At 46.7% G+C, this 16,687-nt stretch carries 17 protein-coding genes; 13 read left to right on the top strand and 4 right to left on the bottom strand.

Annotated features, from left to right (window positions below; genetic code table 11):
* Positions 1-11: 11 nt before the first annotated feature.
* The 3 genes from B7L70_RS00325 to B7L70_RS00315 are packed head-to-tail and all read left to right on the top strand — an operon-like array spanning position 12 to position 3,303.
* Positions 12-1,838, top strand: a complete 1,827-nt coding sequence (locus tag B7L70_RS00325; RefSeq protein ID WP_081225906.1) for a phosphoadenosine phosphosulfate reductase family protein — start codon at positions 12-14, stop codon at positions 1,836-1,838.
* A gap of 41 nt (positions 1,839-1,879) precedes the next feature.
* The gene (locus tag B7L70_RS00320; RefSeq protein WP_081225905.1) at positions 1,880-2,089 is read left to right on the top strand and encodes a hypothetical protein; all 210 of its coding nucleotides are present in this window, start codon (positions 1,880-1,882) and stop codon (positions 2,087-2,089) included.
* Between the two features lie 38 nt (positions 2,090-2,127).
* Positions 2,128-3,303, top strand: coding sequence for an aminotransferase class V-fold PLP-dependent enzyme (locus tag B7L70_RS00315; RefSeq protein ID WP_081225904.1), 1,176 nt, complete (start codon positions 2,128-2,130; stop codon positions 3,301-3,303).
* A gap of 145 nt (positions 3,304-3,448) precedes the next feature.
* On the opposite strand, the gene B7L70_RS00310 is transcribed toward B7L70_RS00315, so the two are convergent.
* On the bottom strand, positions 3,449-4,153 hold the full coding sequence (locus B7L70_RS00310) for a 7-cyano-7-deazaguanine synthase (RefSeq protein WP_238376007.1): 705 nt from the start codon (positions 4,151-4,153) through the stop codon (positions 3,449-3,451).
* A gap of 90 nt (positions 4,154-4,243) precedes the next feature.
* Between B7L70_RS00310 and B7L70_RS00305 the strand changes: the two genes are divergently transcribed.
* Positions 4,244-5,629: an MmgE/PrpD family protein gene (locus B7L70_RS00305; protein ID WP_081225902.1), complete on the top strand. Its 1,386-nt coding sequence runs from the start codon at positions 4,244-4,246 to the stop codon at positions 5,627-5,629.
* Positions 5,630-5,912: 283 nt separating this feature from the next.
* Positions 5,913-7,514: a DNA topoisomerase VI subunit B gene (locus tag B7L70_RS00300; RefSeq protein WP_081225901.1), complete on the top strand. Its 1,602-nt coding sequence runs from the start codon at positions 5,913-5,915 to the stop codon at positions 7,512-7,514.
* A gap of 136 nt (positions 7,515-7,650) precedes the next feature.
* Here B7L70_RS00300 and B7L70_RS00295 read toward each other — a convergent pair whose 3' ends face one another.
* Positions 7,651-8,076 (bottom strand): DUF123 domain-containing protein, encoded by a 426-nt coding sequence (locus B7L70_RS00295; RefSeq protein ID WP_081225900.1) that lies wholly within the window; start codon positions 8,074-8,076, stop codon positions 7,651-7,653.
* Positions 8,070-8,744 (bottom strand): hypothetical protein, encoded by a 675-nt coding sequence (locus B7L70_RS00290; RefSeq protein ID WP_101940202.1) that lies wholly within the window; start codon positions 8,742-8,744, stop codon positions 8,070-8,072. Before B7L70_RS00290 ends, B7L70_RS00295 begins: the two co-directional genes overlap by 7 nt.
* Positions 8,745-8,893: 149 nt before the next feature.
* Here B7L70_RS00290 and B7L70_RS00285 point away from each other — a divergent pair, with 149 nt between their 5' ends.
* The 3 genes from B7L70_RS00285 to B7L70_RS00275 all read left to right on the top strand — a co-directional run bounded on the left by B7L70_RS00285 (position 8,894) and on the right by B7L70_RS00275 (position 12,094).
* A complete protein-coding gene (locus B7L70_RS00285; RefSeq protein ID WP_081225899.1) occupies positions 8,894-9,949 on the top strand; it encodes an RNA-guided pseudouridylation complex pseudouridine synthase subunit Cbf5 in 1,056 nt (351 codons plus the stop codon).
* A 135-nt stretch (positions 9,950-10,084) separates the two neighbouring features.
* The gene (locus B7L70_RS00280) at positions 10,085-11,242 is read left to right on the top strand and encodes a radical SAM protein (RefSeq protein WP_081225898.1); all 1,158 of its coding nucleotides are present in this window, start codon (positions 10,085-10,087) and stop codon (positions 11,240-11,242) included.
* A gap of 78 nt (positions 11,243-11,320) precedes the next feature.
* Positions 11,321-12,094 carry a GNAT family N-acetyltransferase gene (locus B7L70_RS00275; protein WP_238376006.1) on the top strand — a complete coding sequence of 258 codons (774 nt, stop codon included), beginning with the start codon at positions 11,321-11,323 and terminating at the stop codon, positions 12,092-12,094.
* 323 nt (positions 12,095-12,417) lie between these two features.
* Here B7L70_RS00275 and B7L70_RS00270 read toward each other — a convergent pair whose 3' ends face one another.
* Positions 12,418-13,197 carry a hypothetical protein gene (locus B7L70_RS00270; RefSeq protein ID WP_081225896.1) on the bottom strand — a complete coding sequence of 260 codons (780 nt, stop codon included), beginning with the start codon at positions 13,195-13,197 and terminating at the stop codon, positions 12,418-12,420.
* Positions 13,198-13,341: 144 nt separating this feature from the next.
* Here B7L70_RS00270 and B7L70_RS00265 point away from each other — a divergent pair, with 144 nt between their 5' ends.
* The 5 genes from B7L70_RS00265 (at position 13,342) to B7L70_RS00245 (ending at position 16,616) form a co-directional block, all read left to right on the top strand.
* Positions 13,342-13,653, top strand: coding sequence for a hypothetical protein (locus B7L70_RS00265; RefSeq protein ID WP_143701478.1), 312 nt, complete (start codon positions 13,342-13,344; stop codon positions 13,651-13,653).
* The gene (locus B7L70_RS00260; RefSeq protein WP_081225894.1) at positions 13,650-13,964 is read left to right on the top strand and encodes a hypothetical protein; all 315 of its coding nucleotides are present in this window, start codon (positions 13,650-13,652) and stop codon (positions 13,962-13,964) included. Before B7L70_RS00265 ends, B7L70_RS00260 begins: the two co-directional genes overlap by 4 nt.
* 93 nt (positions 13,965-14,057) lie before the next feature.
* Positions 14,058-15,338: a hypothetical protein gene (locus tag B7L70_RS00255; RefSeq protein WP_143701477.1), complete on the top strand. Its 1,281-nt coding sequence runs from the start codon at positions 14,058-14,060 to the stop codon at positions 15,336-15,338.
* The gene (locus tag B7L70_RS00250; RefSeq protein WP_081225892.1) at positions 15,322-15,675 is read left to right on the top strand and encodes a hypothetical protein; all 354 of its coding nucleotides are present in this window, start codon (positions 15,322-15,324) and stop codon (positions 15,673-15,675) included. Before B7L70_RS00255 ends, B7L70_RS00250 begins: the two co-directional genes overlap by 17 nt.
* A gap of 587 nt (positions 15,676-16,262) precedes the next feature.
* Positions 16,263-16,616, top strand: coding sequence for a hypothetical protein (locus B7L70_RS00245; RefSeq protein WP_081225891.1), 354 nt, complete (start codon positions 16,263-16,265; stop codon positions 16,614-16,616).
* The last annotated feature ends 71 nt before the right edge of the window (positions 16,617-16,687 follow it).

Below are 16,687 nucleotides of genomic sequence, written 5' to 3'. Positions count from 1 at the left end.
AAACCCAAGCCATGGAGTTACTCTGGTGCGATGACTTAAATGTACCATTGCTCGATAGGGAGGTTGGGGCTAGGAAGTGCGGTTCAATAAGTATCGCTAGGATCACGCGACCTGGCGACGTTAGACCGGCGTTTCCCGCAGATATTGAGATTACGAGGAAGGCTGTGATTAATGAGTTTAATGATGAGGATTTGGCAAAGAACCTAATCCCAAATAACGAGGTTGTTCTCCTTAACAAAATACCTGGCTATGCAGACCAGGCCGATGAGGTCATTGTTAGGGGTAGGATTGTTGGGCATAGGTTTTACGATATCAAGAAACGCATGTGGAGGTTTAGACCATTGTACGAGGGCGTCTCTGAAATACTAGCCCTGAAGCGTGGTTATTGGGCCATAATCAATCTCAACAACCTACCCGAGAGGTATGACGTGCATAGGGACCTAGTCCTAGAGGGTTCATTACCCAACACCAAGTATGTCCATGTTGCCGTAGCAACACGCGATGGTAGGTATCATGGTGTTGCGAAGGTTATGAGAAATGATAGACTAAGGGTTATTAAGAGTTGGAGGGCTAAGGACAGGCTACCAAGCCCTAAACCAAGTTCCCTAGAGGATTTCATAGAGTTGAATAGGGATTACCTGGAGAGGAAGGCTAGGAGGGCCGTGGATTTTCTAACGAAGGTATTTAATGAGTATAGGAAGCCCGTAGTAGTTAGTTACTCAGGCGGTAAGGACAGTCTCGTAGCCCTCGACCTGACCGCGCAGACTGGTGTTAAGTTCTACATAGTGTTTAACGACACTGGATTAGAGCCCTACGAGACTTATGAGAATGTTAAGGAGGTTTCTAGGAGGTATGGTGCAGAGTTAATAGTAGCCTCGGCTGGCGACTCCTATTGGCGGGCTATCAGGGAGTTCGGACCACCAGCTAGGGACTTCAGGTGGTGCTGCAAGGTTATCAAACTAGGTCCGATAACCAACACCCTACTTAATAGGTTCCCCCTTGGTTACATAAGTGTCGTTGGGCAGAGGGCCTATGAATCATTCCAAAGGGCAAGGATACCAAGGGTTTCGGTGAGTAGGTGGGTGACTAAGGATATTGTGGTTGCGCCAATCCAGGATTGGACAGCGTTGGAGGTTTGGGGCTATGTATTAATGAAGGGCTTGCCCTACAATAAGGCCTATGAGTACGGTTTCGATAGGCTTGGTTGTGTAATATGCCCAGCCAATGAACTCGCTGAGTTAGATGCGGTTAGTGAGAGGTATCCAAGTATTTACAAGCGCCTGGAGGAGATAATCAGGGAGTTCTCCGAATCACAGAAGCTACCTAGGGAGTTCGTTGATTACGGCCTTTGGCGCTGGAGAAGGGAGTTACCTGGTGATATTGCCAGGTACGTTAAGGTTAAGTTTAGGGTTCAGTATCCAGTTGATATTAAGGATGATAATGAAACAACAACGGTAAGCGTTGATAGGTCAATAAGCCGGGGCACATTCCTGGAGTTTCTCAAGATGCTGGGTAAGGTTGAGCAGGGTGATGGTGCGTTTGTCGTTAAAGGTAAACTCGGTGATGCGGAGGTAAGGTTGGGATCCAACAATGAGGTAATTATTGCATCAAACAATAAATCATTAAGGGTCGAGATAGCGGGTTTAGTCGCCAGGTCGGCGATATGTGGAGAGTGTAATCTATGCATTAATTGGTGCCCAACAAAGGCCCTAAAGCGTGTTGGTCCAGGCCCCGCATTTATTGTTGATGAGAGTAGGTGCATAGGATGCATGCTTTGTTCGAGGGCATGCCCATCAGCGCAATACCTGGTTTTCAGGAGGTTTGATTCGATCAGTTAATCTTGTTGCCTTATTAATTATTTAGTAAAGTCTATTTATTGATGGAGAGGGAGGAGGTTGTTAAGGCAGTTTATCACATAATTGATTGGTTAATCGATCCAGCGCAGGATTTCGAATCAGTACTTCATTACCTGGATGAATTATGCAGGGAATTCGGTACGTGCGTTAAGGTCAGTGAACCAACCAGGTTGGCTGTTATGAAGGCTGTGGTGGAGCTCCTCATGGAAATACTCAATAAGTGCGCAGGGTAGATTAATTCTTTAATTTTGTTACAGCATAATAATTGTTAATGTGGCTGGAGGAGCTTAGGTCCCATATAGAGATTGTTGGTAAGAAAACGTACCTTGATAATGCGGGCGCGGGTCCTTTAACTAAGGATGCTGCCGATGCGGTTAGGAACTTTCTCGATTTATGGCAAAGTGAGGGTGAACCCTGGGAATTAGCTCTTGATCATATTGTTGAAGCTAAGAAGTATTTTGCTCGTCTGATCAATGCACAATCCTGGCAAAACATAGCCGCAGTGTCTGGAGCAACTCATGGTCTTAATTCCCTGTTATCCGCAATGGAATTTAAGCCTGGTAGTAATGTGGTTGTTAGTTCCCTCAATTTCCCAACAGGAATATTCTCATTTCACGCCCTCAAATCACGGGGATTAATAAGGGAAGTTAGGGTGGCTAAGTCCATTAATGGCTACGTACCCCTCAGCGAATACGAGAGGCTCATTGACGATAATACAGCACTGGTCTTTGTGGATTACGTATCCTGGATAACAGGTTATAGGGAGAGGATTAGGGAGATAGCTGAAATAGCCCACTCAAGGGGTGCGTTCTTAATAACCGACGCATTCCATGCGGTTGGTGTTCTTCCAATCAATGTTAAGAGGGATGGTGTTGACGCGCTAATAACAGGCACGTATAAGTGGTTACTCGGTCCTCACGGTGCAGGATTCGTGTATGTCGGTGACGAATTGATGAGTAAGTTAAAACCAGCGTTCTCGGGCTGGATGGGTATTGAGGATAACCAAGTTAGCAGGAGGTTAAGGAATGAGAAGCTATTCGAGAGGCCAATAGACACGAGCACGTTTAAGCATGCAAAGGATGCGTCAATGCTTGAGTGGGGCACATGGCCAATAATAGCCTTTGAGGGCGCCTTGGCGTCAATGAAGCTATTAACTACGTATGAGGTACCGTGGAGATTTGAGGAATATACCAAGGGGCTTGTTGAGAAGCTTGCCGATTCAATAGGTGAACTAGGCCTTAAGGTGACTACGCCACTAGATAGTCACGCGGCAATAATAACCTTTGAGTATAGGGACCCATATGGTCTCGCCGAATTTCTAGGTAGGAATAAGGTCGTCGTATCTCCACGCCCTGGAACAATAAGGGTCTCACCACATGCCTACAACACTATTGAAGAAATAGAGAGATTATTAGATTTGGTCAGGCGTTACATTAAGTCCTCTTAACGTTAATAATTAACTGGTAAGTTCGACCTATAGTGAGCCTCTAAGCTATGGAATACTTCAGGGTATTTATGGATTTAAGTAATGAACCTAGACTCGCTTATTAAGGGCATGGGAGTTCGCCTCATCGGCATGAAAGGATGAACCCCTACTTCTTAGAGTAATGAATTCGCCACCAATCCTTACCCTCCCTAATCACTCTCTCTAATGGGTCCTCAACGCCTAATTCCTCAAAAGCCCTCTTCCTGGCTATGCAGCCTGTACAACGACCACAGGGTTTATCGTAGTTGTTGTGGCAAGACCATGTGTACTCGAAGGGTACGCCCAATTTCAATCCTAGCTTGACCACCCCAGTCTTGCTTAGCCTAGAGAGCGGTGCGACTACCCTAAATCCCCTCGTTCTCCCGATATAGGTCCCTATTGACAAGGCCTTTGAGAATAATCGCCTAAACTCCCTAGTCGTGTCTGGGAAGTGCTTAACGTCATCGGCATTGTGCCCGGCAACCACGAGGTTTATGCCGAGCATCTCAGCAAAGTAGGCAGCCACCGAGTATATTATCGCGTTTCTTGCAGGTATTGTGCTTGGGTGGGCATTCCTAAGGTGTTGTGGTCTCTCATCCTCACTACCCCATAGTTCGACTACTTCCCTCATGAACGGTAAATCAACCTCTATCAACCTGGTATTGGTCATCTCAGCCAACCTCCTGGCCGACTCCCTCTCCCTCTCGCCCCTACCTGGGTAATTAATCGATAGCGCAATCACATCATAACCCCGGGCCTTAAGTAAGTAAAGGGCCACGGCAGAATCTATGCCACCTGACAATAACAACAAGGCTTTCTTTCCATTAACCACGGTCTCCATCTTTTAGCATTTATTAATAAATAATTCGTCATTGCTCATGAGAGTTAATGCATTTATTTAGGTGGTGAGTTATGGATGTGTATGGTTAGGGATAGTCTTGGCGAGGCTATAGTTCATTACGCCCTTAACATTAGGTTTGAAGATCTAGATCAGCAAGTCATTAATGAGGTTAAGAGGAGGGTTTTGGATAGCCTAGGTGTCGCCCTTGCAGCATTTACGGCAGAGCCTGTCAAGATAGCGAGGGGCATAGCTAGGAATTACAAGTCTAGTGTTGAGGCAACGTTGTGGGGCACACCAAATACTGCTGCGATTGATTGGGCCTCATTCACCAACGCCCTAATGGTTAGGTATTTGGATTATAATGACACGTACCTAGGCAAGGAACCCCTACACCCCAGCGACATGGTTCCAACGCTCGTGGCAGCGGCCGAATACAGGAGGTTAGGTGGTAAGGACTTGGCAACAGCGATAGCCGCATCCTACGAAGTAGGTGTTAGGCTTTGTGATGCAGGGAGTCTTAGGCTTCACGGTTGGGATCACGTCAACTACATAGGTATCGCCGTAACAGTAGGCTTGGCGAAGTTAATGGGGCTTGATGAGAATAAAGCCTTGAATGCTCTCTCGATAGCCACAGTGCCCCATGCAGCCATGAGGCAGTCAAGGGTTGGTGAACTGAGCCACTGGAAGGCGGCAGCCACAGCAAACTCCTCCAGGAATGCCGTATTCGCGACGCTGCTTGCCATGGAGGGCTTCACAGGACCTGACGCACCACTAAAGGGAGAGATGGGCTTCATACGGCAACTACTCGCCAACGAATTCAATGAAAAGATAATCCTCGAGTTGAGCTCCATACCAAGCCCGAAGAGAATACTCGACACATACATAAAGCCGTACCCAGTTGAGTACCATGCGCAATCTGCCGTTGATGCGGCAAGGGAGATTAGGAGGGAGTACGGTAAAGCCATAGAGCCTGATGATGTGGATTACATAGTGATAGACACATTCAAGGCAGCTTACGACATAATAGTTAAGGACCCAGAGAAGTGGGATCCAAAGACCAAGGAAACTGCGGATCACAGCCTAATGTGGGTTACAGCAGTAGCTCTAATGCACGGTACAGTAGAGCTCCAACATTATAGGCCCGAGAATATCCGTGATCCAAGGGTACTCTCACTAATTAGGAAGATGAAGGTCAATGTTGACCCCGAGCTCGATAAATTATACCCGTCAGCCATACCAAACAGAATAACCATTAAGTTTAGGAATGGTAGGGAGTTAACGGCACGTGTCGATTACCCAAGAGGTCATCCAAAGAATCCAATGACTGATGAGGAGGTTGAAAACAAGTTCAGAATGTTAACGGATGGAATATTAACGAGAGACCAAATAAGCACAGTAATAAGTCTTGTGAGGAATCTAGAGAACCTGGGCGATATTAGGCAGTTGGTTAAGGCTATAATAGTATAATTTGGTAAATATCTATAATTAATGATAAGACATGCCCACCATTGATGTTTTACTTATATAAAAATGAAATTAATTATAGCATTATTGGGATTGCGATTTAATACATTGTTTTTCGCATTTTTCTAATATTTTTCTTTTAATACGTTATTTAATTTGGATATTATTTCTTACTTCAACATGTGCCACATTCATTATTTATCTTCTTATAGTTGTTTTCACGTTCAATTCTTCGTATTTCATGGGTGAAAAGTTTAAATTGGCATTTAATTCATAGCTCCTGATCATGGGATCTAGCGACCTTGTTAAGTTTGAGGCATTATCTCCTGCGGAGTTCTTTAGACGTAATCGAGAAATTGCGGGTTTTAGTAACCCGACTAGGGCTGTTTATCAGACGATTAGGGAGTTGGTTGAAAATAGCCTTGATGCTACGGAGACCTTTAAGATACTGCCTAGCATAAAGATTTTCATTGATTATGCCGATCAATCTAGAAATTGGATTGGTATCTATGTTGAGGATAATGGCATCGGAATACCTGGCGATGAGATACCCAACGTGTTTGGCAGGGTTTTCTACAGTAGTAAGTATAGGATTAAGCAGCACAGGGGAATCTTCGGTCTTGGTGCGAAGATGGTGGTGCTTTATGCACAATCGACAACAAACACGCCAATACTTGTTAGGAGCGCACCGTTAAAGAGCGACATGATTTATGAGTATCAGTTAATGATTGATATTACGAGAAATGAACCCGTCATAGTTTCCCAGAGGACTATGGAGAATAGGTATGGGTGGCATGGCACAGCTATAAAGGTTGTTCTTGAAGGTGATTGGCTCAAGGCTAAGCGGAGGGTTGAGGAGTACATTAGGAGGACTGCCATGGTTGCTCCCTATGCTGAGCTCATCATTAGGGGTCCTGACGAGGATTACGTGATAAAAATACCCAGGGTAACCACTAAAATGCCCGAACCACCAAAGGAGGGTTTGCCCCACCCCAAGAGCGTTGATGTGGAGTTGATTAAGCAATTAATACAGAAAAACCCAGAAGCGCCCCTCCTTGAATTCCTCGTTGAGAATTTCGATGGCGTCGGTGAAACAATAGCTAAGACGTTTCTGGACTTTGTGGGGCTTCAACCAGATATGCCCGTGGGTAAGTTGGTTAATGATGAGTTAGTGAATTTCGTAACAAAAATGAAGGAGTTTAATGGTTGGAGGAGGCCTAGGGCTGATTGGTTATCACCGATTGGTGAGGATATACTGGCGGAGGGTGTTAGGTTTGTACTAAGGCCTGAGGTGATTTTTACAGTGACCAGGAAACCAAGCTCCTACATGGGTAACCCATTCATTGTAGAGGCTGCATTGGCGTGGGGAGGCAGTATTGAGCCCAGTGACAAGCCCATAGTATATAGGTTCGCGAATAAGGTACCGCTAATATACGATGAGGGCAACGATGTCGTTAGGAAGATCGTTGATGAGATCGATTGGTCACAGTATAAGGTTAAATTCCCAGCGCCCCTAGCCATCGTTGTGCACATATGCTCCACAAAGATACCCTACGCGAGCGCAGGTAAGGAGGCTATTGCGGAGGTGCCTGAGATAGAGAGTGAGGTTAGGAATGCCGTTAGGGAGGTGGCTAGGAAGTTGAGACTCTACATAACCAGGAAGGAGAAGGAGCAGGAGTTGCTGATGAAGTATGCAATATTCAGCATGTATGCTGAGGAAGTTGTCAATTCGTTGTCCTACGTGACCAAAGCCGATATAGAAGAACTAAGGAGTAGTATTACCGCCTTGATAAAGGCTAGGTTAAAGATAGAGAAATTCGAAGACCTAATAAACAATAACAATAAGGTTGAGAACACGAATGAGGATAATAAAGAAGAAACCCAATAAGGCATTGAACAAACCCACACAATACACAACCCAAGCATCATAATTCACCAAGACCTAGTGTATTTCAGAATCACGAGCCATCATCACGCGCTCAGTAGCACCAGCGTCTTCATCAAGTTCAGGCGTGTATCATAGGCTATAAATCTTTTCCCACGAGCTTTCGCTTAATTAACCTCCTTAGTAAAGGGAGGATTCTCATTGGATTCTCGCTGGTCGATCTAATCCTAAAAAGGTGCGTTCTATCCTCCCTCTTATCACTACTACCAAAGCCAGGGATACCCTCGTACTCACTAAGTAATGCCCTCGCGACGTAACTCTCGCTGTAAGGTAGGACCATAACCGCTAACTCATCGCATAGGTCATGGAGGTAATCCACATGCCAGTACTTGGTACGAGTATTACCTGCCAAGTGCCTCATAATACGTGCGCCGCAGTGATTACCACAGGAACCAACATATGCATAAATCCCCTCATCTATCTTAAATACGGAGCCTCTAGTCCTTACGTAGCCATTCCTGCATCTAAACAATACAATATAACTAAGAGGTGATGGGTTCACCATACGTATGTTACATTCACCAGGGCATTCTCTGGTATGGTACCATTGATTAAACTGCCCGCGTTAGTTGGTGGGTAATAGGTTGCTACATAGCATACAAAGCCGAGGTTTATTGAGTATGTGGCATTGGGTAGTACTGGAACTATTAATTGCCCGTATTGCCCAGCCTCGTAAGCGTACGTCATACCCTCATACGTATACGCAGCCGTCATCGGTATTGACGGCATCGCCTGAGCCATTAAGTAAACATAGTATGAAAACTGCCCTGTGATGACCTGAGGATTGGATAGCCTATACGTTATTAATAGGTAACCAGGGCCCTTAGTTACCATATTAATCTCCTTAACACCCTGTAATGTATAGCCGTTACACCCAGTTACGGATAATGAGGCATTAATTAATAAATTCTCAACAATTATTTCCTTATGGCTCAAGCCCTGATAATAGGGCGATTGAGTGTTAGCTGCGCATTCATTCAATTCCTGCTGTAATTCCACATACTTACTCAATAAGCTCGTGTAATTACTTAGTAGTTCGTTATATTTCATAAGTAACGTCGAATTTGCAGTTTCATTATGAGGCATTGAGTATATTGAATGCACTACGTATATTACCATTAATGCGATTATTAACGACACCACCACGATAATGAATGTCCTGATACTAGGCACGGGTCATTAGTTAGCCCTACAGGTAAAATAAAAGTTTGCTTCACATGCCCATGAGTCGTCAATTACCGCAACAGCAGGGTCATCACCCATTTTTCAACCTGCAGTAGAAGTCGCTAGGTAAGTCTTTTATATTTGCCATAACCACCATAATGATTGGCGTGTCATTACCAAATTACTGCAATGAGCCGGAGGTGTTAGTTAAGATTCCCAATGAGGAGACTAATAAGGAGTGGGGTTTACCACCCGAAAATAGATCCATGGACCTATACCTCAGGTATGGCTTTATTGTGATTGATAAGCCAAGGGGCCCAACAAGCCATGAGGTGGCCGCGTGGGTTAAGAGGATCCTAAACCTAGACAGGGCTGGGCACTCGGGAACTCTCGATCCTGGAGTTTCGGGAGTCCTACCGGTGGCTCTTGGTGAGTCCACAAAGGCAATGCCCGCGATAAACACATTGGATAAGGAGTACATAATGGTCATGAAGCTCCATGGCGATGTCGATGATGATAAATTAAGGGCAATCCTTAAGGAGTTTACGGGAGCTATCTATCAAAGGCCACCATTGAGAAGTGCTGTGAAGAGGCAGGTAAGGGTTAAGCATGTTTACGAACTAGAGCTCCTCGAGAGGGATGGGAGGTACGTATTGATTAGGATGAATGTGGAGTCGGGAACCTACGCCAGGAAGTTGGCTTACGACATAGGCGAGGTTCTTGGTGTTGGGGCGAACATGAGGGAGCTTAGGAGGGTTAGGGTTGGATGCTTCACGGAGAAGGAGGCTGTCAAACTCCAGGACCTTAAGGATGCCTACACACTGTATAAGGAGTACGGTGTCGAGGACCTACTGAGGACATACGTCAAGCCCGTGGAGTACATGGTAAGGCACTTACCCAAGGTCTGGATAAGGGACTCAGCCGTAGACGCCATATGCCATGGTGCAGCATTGGCGGTTCCAGGAATCGTGAAATTAACAAACAACGTGAAGAAGGGTTCTCTAACAGCAATAATGACGTTAAAGAATGAGCTCGTGGCGCTCGGCTACGCTGAGATGAGCTCTGATGATATAATGAAGGCGCAGAAGGGCATTGCCGTGAGGACGACGAGGGTTGTCATGAGGAAGGGCACATACCCACCTATCTGGAAGGAATTGAAGGAGAAGAAGAAAGCCGAGCGGAAGTCCGAAACCTCTAATGGTAAAACTTCTTAACCCCTTAAAACACTAAAAATAAAATACCAAATAAGTGCTTGATGAGTATTGAGGGTCAGCTGATCGATGAGGAGAAGCGGATCTACTGAAATGAATGTAATTTAAGTCTCCAATATTCACTGATTCTGAGGTTGTGTGGTCGATGAAGCCCAGGTATTCCTTGAGGAATGCCCTGCATCACCCATAGGGCACATACTTGCATTAAAAAGTCATTTGGAGGGCGTTGGGGAGTCCATGCCGTATATAAGTATGGATTCCCTCAATGATGTTACCATTTACCTAACACATGCCTGTAACCTGAGATGCATTCATTGTTACCTATCGGCTGGTGAGCCATTGGGTAACGAGCTTAATGTCCGTGACTGGTTAATCATCCTCGATAAATTAAGGGAATTAGGTGTTAGGTTTGTTTACCTGTTGGGTGGGGAACCAATGTTATTAGTTAGGAGGGGCTTATTTGACATAATTAGGCATGCCAAGGATCTGGGTATATATGTATCAATGAGCACCAACGGTACATTGGTAACTAGGGATGTGGCTGTGAAGTTGAAGGAGGCTGGACTTGACCAGGTACAGGTTAGTGTTGATGGGCCAAATCCCGCAATTAATGATGTTATTAGGGGTATTGGATCGTTTGATTTAGCAATGAGGGCAATTAATATCCTCAAGGATGTGGGTATTGGTGTTTCCCTGTCCTATACCGTCATGTCTAGCAATGCTTACTATATCGTGGACATGGTTAGGTTGGCGGAGAAACTTGGTATACCCGTACTCACCTTCATTAGGGTTCAGGAGTTTGGTAGGGCTTATGACAATGGTATTGGGTTAAGTGATGATGATGATGCCGAGAGGGTTCTCTATGAATTGTTAAGTATCAAGGCTAATGTCAAATTAGTGCTTAATGGCTTCAGGTTCTACCTTAAGAACCTACGTAAGACCTATGAGGAGATTAAAGGGAGACTTAGTGATCTTGGTATTACTAACTATACAACGTGTCCAGCAGGTAAGAGTAGGTTCGTTATTGACTCCAATGGTGACATCTACGGTTGTGAACTACTGATGAGTGAGGAGTTTAAAGAGGGTAATGCCCTGAGAGACGACATTAGGCATGTTTGGCGTGATGGGTTTAAGGTATTTAGAAACAGGAAATATACCGAGATTAACCAATGCAGTAAATGCCCAATGGCTGACCTATGCAATGCAGGTTGTCCTGCTAGGGCGTATAGGGCTTATGGGAGTACTAATGCACCAGATCCATATTGTCCATTGGCTAAAAGGTCCCGTAAAATTTAATAATATTTATTATTTATTCCAAATTATTAGGGCTATTATTTAATGAATCTTATGATTCGCGTAACCGATAAATTAGACATGGATCTCCTTGCATTAATAAGGAGGCACTACTTAAACGATCCAATAACCTTCGCGTACGTGTTCTACGACATCATGTATTACCCCGAGTTCACAGAGGTTTACCTAAACGTTGTTGGTAACGACATAATCGGTTTCACACTAATTTACAGGGGTTTTCGAAACTACACGGCCACTCACGTATTCGGTAATATTGAGGAGGGTGTGGATTACATACCCTGGGACTCACAACTCATACTGCACATAAACACGGAACCCAGGATAGTTGAACGCATAATACGTATTGCATCAAGGAAGGGTCAGGTTGAGATTAGGAGGAGTTTAACCATGGTTTGCGACAAATCCTCATTCAAAGCCTTTAATTTGGGTGGTGATTACGTGATCCGTAGATTGACAATCAATGATCTAGATCAATTCATCGAGATAAAGAGCCTACAGGGAGTAAAAATATCGAAGGCTGAAGCCATTGCCAGGTTATTATCACCGCATTGGCATTACTACGGCGCATTTCTCAACAACGAACTAGTGTCCATGGCAGGTACATACCTAAAGCTACCCGAGATTTGGGTTGTCGGTGATGTATTCACGCTACCACAGCATAGGAATAGAGGTTTAGCTAAGGCGGTGACCACAGCAGTAACGAATGACTCGGTACTAAGTGGCGCGATGGCAATGCTTCACGTTTTCGAAGATAATTCACCAGCAATAAAGGCATACAAAAGACTCGGCTATAGAGTAATACAAACATTACTATGGATAAACTATAAGTCATAAGAATCGTATAAACAATTCTTGATACCTTATTGCAGCTACTTTTTACTAATTCATTCTCACAATTACTAATGAGGCAGTAAGAACAAGGACTAAGTAATAAACTGTATGCACGATCGCCCATGGTGGTATGCACAATATGTTCAATCTTTGGTGTGGGGGTGGGATTTGAACCTACGCAGGCCTTCGCCAGCGGATCTTGAGTCTACAAACCTGTAACAAGCACGGCATGTGCTTAACACGGTTTTTCCGTAACAAATACACCCACGAGCACAGCAACCAACACATCAACACTAAGCCCCTAACTACAGCGTTACAAGGCGTGGTTACTCCGTGCCCTCACCACCTGAGGCGCCGAGCCCCACCGTGTTGCGAAACGCTGAGTGCAGGAACAGGTAGTTGAGGTCAGCAATCGCCGAGGCCCAGGACTTAAACCGCTTGTTCCTTATATTGAAGGAAACCATGTATGGACCTATGAAACCGTTCACTACGTATAAGGTGTATGCCTTAAGGAAATTATTCATTTCCCTACACTCACGAGGACTCAGGTCCTCCTCGCGCATGAGACCTGCCAACGCCTTCAGCGTCAGCCAGGCACCAAACAGGTTGTACCGCTCCAATTTGGGGTACATTTCCATCCACGGAAAGAAAGTACTCATTTCCTCCCTATCTCTCTTGTTTAGTTTGAATATGTCCTCTATCGTGAACATCATCAACATAGTTATCGAGACCCTCTGTATCAAGTCAATCAGCATGTAGTTCCTCAGGACCGTGAGGAGCTCGGGCAGTGCCTCACGCCCGTATTTTCTGAAGCTCATGACAATATCGAGGTTGCGATCAACCAATGCGTTATCGATGACGCCCAACGGCGTAGGCATGTAACCACGCCTACCACCCACAGGCACAACCCTGATGTAACCATCCTCAACACCCGCGTCCAAACCACTGTCCAGGCTCCTTTTCCCGCGTATGCCGTGCTCCTCCTCAAGGCACCCGAGCAGTTCCACATACCTCGCGGGCCTCTCGTTCCTTGTGTAGACCGTGATTACGCAGTCCACGGTTGGGAACAGGTAGGTGTTGAACCTGTATTTCCTCACTGTGCTCACAACTACAGTGTGCATGAACGTGTTTATAAACTTTCCGCAACAGACAATTCCGCATATTACACAATTCCCACGCGGAATTCCGCATGCACTCCAACAACAATTCCCATTTAAACACGCGGGTGCACAATGCCCCTGGGTGCATACATGAGCCAGGTGGTAAGGCAGGTCAAGGTTCCGGCGAGGGTGAGGCTGTGGAAATCTAGGAAAAACTACATAGCCGTGGTTACCGACGAAGCAACGAAGAAGGTGCTTGAGCAGTACCTGGACAAAAGGGTCGAGGTCGAGATTGCGGGCGTGTCGATAGAGGCGAGGCTGGTCAAGGTTTGGCAGAGGAGCATGTGGCACATAGGCGTGTTCCTACCGAGGAGGCTCACGCCCACGTGGGAGAAACTCAGGCAAAAAGCCGAGGAGCACGACGCAACAATAGTAATAACCGAGGAGGGTGGTGAACCATGAGCACGGTGTTCAACTACACCACGAAGGCATTGATAAAGACACCGTTGACTCCTGGAATAACACGCGATAACAGACCTGTCATAAGACTCGCGATACTAATCGACACCGTTGAATATACGTTGAACATCGTGGGAAAGCCGGGAACAGGTATTGAGCAGTTGGCAGAGTACCTAACGAAGAACGGAATCGTGAAGCTCGAAAACGGCAGGTGGTTCATTGAGTTGCCGACCTGGTCCATCGCCAAGTCCAAGAACTCGACAATATGGGTACACGCCGAAGACTACGAAAAACTCAAGGGCACAACAACCTGACGCCGACAACGCCCCACACCCTCAAAATCAAAACCACGCTTTACCTGGCCCCGACAGGGTTGGGGCACACGCCCCACCCTGCGGGAAAGCCCCATGTCCAAACCCGCAAATGAAGGTACTGGAAACCAGGATTTAAGCATTACTCAACAAACCCAGAATACTGAACAAACACGCAACACACAACAAACAAACCTAACACAACAATTCCTCGCACTACTAAACCAGGGTAGTGCTGATTCTTCTGCTGGTGGGTTTGGTGAGACTCAGGCACGTGCTTCTGCACGTGCCCCAATCTCAGAGGCAGGGGCTGTGGGTGTGAGATTCAGCGACGGCACACCACGCTCAAGCCAGTCTCAGCAAACAAACACAGCAGAAACAGCATCACGTGAGGTGAATTGTTTGCCGTGTAATGGGTGTTGTGGGCGTAGGCGTGGGCGTAGGTTGCCTGGGCGTGTTTATGATTTCGTGGCTTGGGTTGCTGGGGTTAGGGGTGTGCCAATGTGCCAGGTGGTTAATGAGTTTCCTGAGTTGTTTTGTGTGGGTGGTTCTGGTGGTGGGCGTGTTGGTGTTAGTGAGCGTGGTTTGAGTAGGCGTGTTCAGTATAAGGCTGGGTATTTACTGAAGATGTTTGGTGAGGCTGGTGAGGTTGGGCAGGTTGTGGATAGGTTAGTGCTCGCTGTTAGGGAGTACCTGGAGTTTGCTGAGCGTAGGCGTGTTGGTGTTGAGGAGGCCAGGCAAAACGTTGAGGACTTGGCGAGGGGGTTGGGGTTCAGCGATGTTCGTGATTTTGCCCTGTACCTGTGGTGGCTTGTGCCGAGTAGGGTTGTTAGGGGTATGGAGGGCTTAATCAAGCCTGACTTTGTTGGGCGTCGTGGTCCCTATGTTGATGTGCTCGGCGTCAGGTGCCTACTGCCTCACGAGGGTGGGAGGGATTGGCAGGTGCACACTACCATGAGCCTGCCCAGGTTCCTACACGCCCTGGTTACTCATTTTAGGCATGACCACGGTCTTACTGATTGGCGCCAGGTCGCTCAATGGGTCCTCAGGAAGCCCTGGCGTGCGGTGGCGATAAACCAGGTCGGTAAGGAGGGTGAGTTGGGTGGTGAGGATTGGGAACGCCTTACGCCGAGCCTCAGGCTCTACCTCTTCGAGGACGTGCTCAATAAGCTAATTGATGTGTTGGTGGGTGTTGGTTTGGTTGAGGATTTGGGTAATGGCGAGTACAAGTGCGTGCTTGATGGTGTGGTTGTTAGGGGCAGGTTTGACGTGTATAGGCACTTGCACAATGAGCACAGTAACCTGGCTAATGACGTGAGGGGTCTCGTTAAGTCGGTGGTTGGGGCTGGGGTGGTTGCTGATGAGGGTGCCGAGTGAGGTAATCGAGGAGTTAGGCAGGTCCTTGGGTGTTGAGGTTAGCGTGGTCGAGGGCTTCGTGGATTGGTTGCTCAGTGACTACCTGGTTAGGTACCCGAGCGTGGGTTTGCTTAGGCTGGTGATTGACGTGTTGAGGAGTGGTGATGCCCGTGTTGTGAGGTTCAGGAGGGCGTTGGGTATTAACTCAACCCTCGGCGTTGAGGTGAACATAAACAACCCGTTGTTCAGCAGGCTCCTCACTGCCGTGAGGAGCGTGGTTAGGGCGTTGGCTAAAACCGGCGTTATTGAGTACATAGAGGACCTGGGCGTGGTTAACCTGGGCAGTAAGCAGGTCTAGTGTGTCTATCTACTACTTTAGGGTTCTCGGGTGTATACGGTTCCCCACCACGAGCCTAGCCTCTAAGACCTATATTATTATTTATATTATTACCACGAGACCCACGTGAGCCGAACAGATAAAATAACTCGGAAACGCACGGGCACACGCCCCTGCCAAACTGCACATGAAGAAGACGAGTATATTATACGTTGGGTAAGTCACGTTGTTTTGCACGTGCACTCCCAACCCAGTAGTGGATGAAGATGACGTAGGTAATAGATGGTGGATAAACCACGTGCGTGAACAGAGAGCATAATCAACATCTTAAAATAGGACGTTTGCCATTTAGATAAAATAACCCAGGTCGGCGTGCTAACCGCGTTCTCCTGCACGCGGATGCACAAAGGGCATAATCACCATCTTTAAATAGTATGTGGTTCATTTAGATAAAATAAGCCGTGCCTGCCTGCCGTGCCTTGTTCAGTCCCTCTTTGATTAGCGACTGAACGCTCTTCTCCTCGGGTACTTGCTTGGTGCTTACCTGGTGGTGGGGCTTGGCACTATAGAGAATGTTTTATAACACCCGAGCCAGTGCCTAGAGTTTGATGTCGCAAACCCCAAACCCGGAACAAAATGATTTACAGAGGTTGAGGGAGTTAGCGGAGGAGATAAAGGGTAGGTGGACCACGGTTAAGGTGCCGAGGGAGGCCCTGAAGAAGCTCGATGCGCTCAGGGAGAGGCTTGTTAAGGACCTATGCAGTACTGAGGAGTGTAGGACTAACCTGAGGCACGCCTTATCGCCTGGGCGTTTCCTCGATGCAGTCCTAGACGTGATATTGAGGGGCGACTACGCCTTCGCGCTTAAGGTCGTGGTCAGGCTCTACGAGAACACCACGGGCATATCCGCATACAACACGGCGAAGGAAATACTCGCGAGGCAGTACGGGTACCGATACTAACGCCTCTCGGCACCCACGCCCCCGCCTAGCCCGTGCTTGCCAACTAGGACTATTTTTATTTTTATTATTAG

It is taken from the genome of Vulcanisaeta sp. EB80 (assembly GCF_002078205.2).
The sequence above is the reverse complement of the archived record's forward strand: the minus strand, read 5'-3'. Positions and strand labels throughout refer to the sequence as shown.

Excerpts from the sequence above, each read along its gene's own strand:
- B7L70_RS00305 (WP_081225902.1), top strand. The coding sequence starts at position 4,244 with ATGGTTAGGGATAGTCTTGGCGAGGCTATAGTTCATTACGCCCTTAAC.
- B7L70_RS00265 (WP_143701478.1), top strand. The coding sequence starts at position 13,342 with ATGAGCCAGGTGGTAAGGCAGGTCAAGGTTCCGGCGAGGGTGAGGCTG.
- B7L70_RS00295 (WP_081225900.1), bottom strand. The coding sequence starts at position 8,076 with ATGGTGAACCCATCACCTCTTAGTTATATTGTATTGTTTAGATGCAGG.
- B7L70_RS00275 (WP_238376006.1), top strand. The coding sequence starts at position 11,321 with ATGGATCTCCTTGCATTAATAAGGAGGCACTACTTAAACGATCCAATA.
- B7L70_RS00245 (WP_081225891.1), top strand. The coding sequence starts at position 16,263 with ATGTCGCAAACCCCAAACCCGGAACAAAATGATTTACAGAGGTTGAGG.
- B7L70_RS00300 (WP_081225901.1), top strand. The coding sequence starts at position 5,913 with ATGGGATCTAGCGACCTTGTTAAGTTTGAGGCATTATCTCCTGCGGAG.
- B7L70_RS00285 (WP_081225899.1), top strand. The coding sequence starts at position 8,894 with ATGATTGGCGTGTCATTACCAAATTACTGCAATGAGCCGGAGGTGTTA.
- B7L70_RS00320 (WP_081225905.1), top strand. The coding sequence starts at position 1,880 with ATGGAGAGGGAGGAGGTTGTTAAGGCAGTTTATCACATAATTGATTGG.
- B7L70_RS00260 (WP_081225894.1), top strand. The coding sequence starts at position 13,650 with ATGAGCACGGTGTTCAACTACACCACGAAGGCATTGATAAAGACACCG.
- B7L70_RS00315 (WP_081225904.1), top strand. The coding sequence starts at position 2,128 with ATGTGGCTGGAGGAGCTTAGGTCCCATATAGAGATTGTTGGTAAGAAA.
- B7L70_RS00250 (WP_081225892.1), top strand. The coding sequence starts at position 15,322 with ATGAGGGTGCCGAGTGAGGTAATCGAGGAGTTAGGCAGGTCCTTGGGT.
- B7L70_RS00325 (WP_081225906.1), top strand. The coding sequence starts at position 12 with ATGGAGTTACTCTGGTGCGATGACTTAAATGTACCATTGCTCGATAGG.
- B7L70_RS00255 (WP_143701477.1), top strand. The coding sequence starts at position 14,058 with ATGTCCAAACCCGCAAATGAAGGTACTGGAAACCAGGATTTAAGCATT.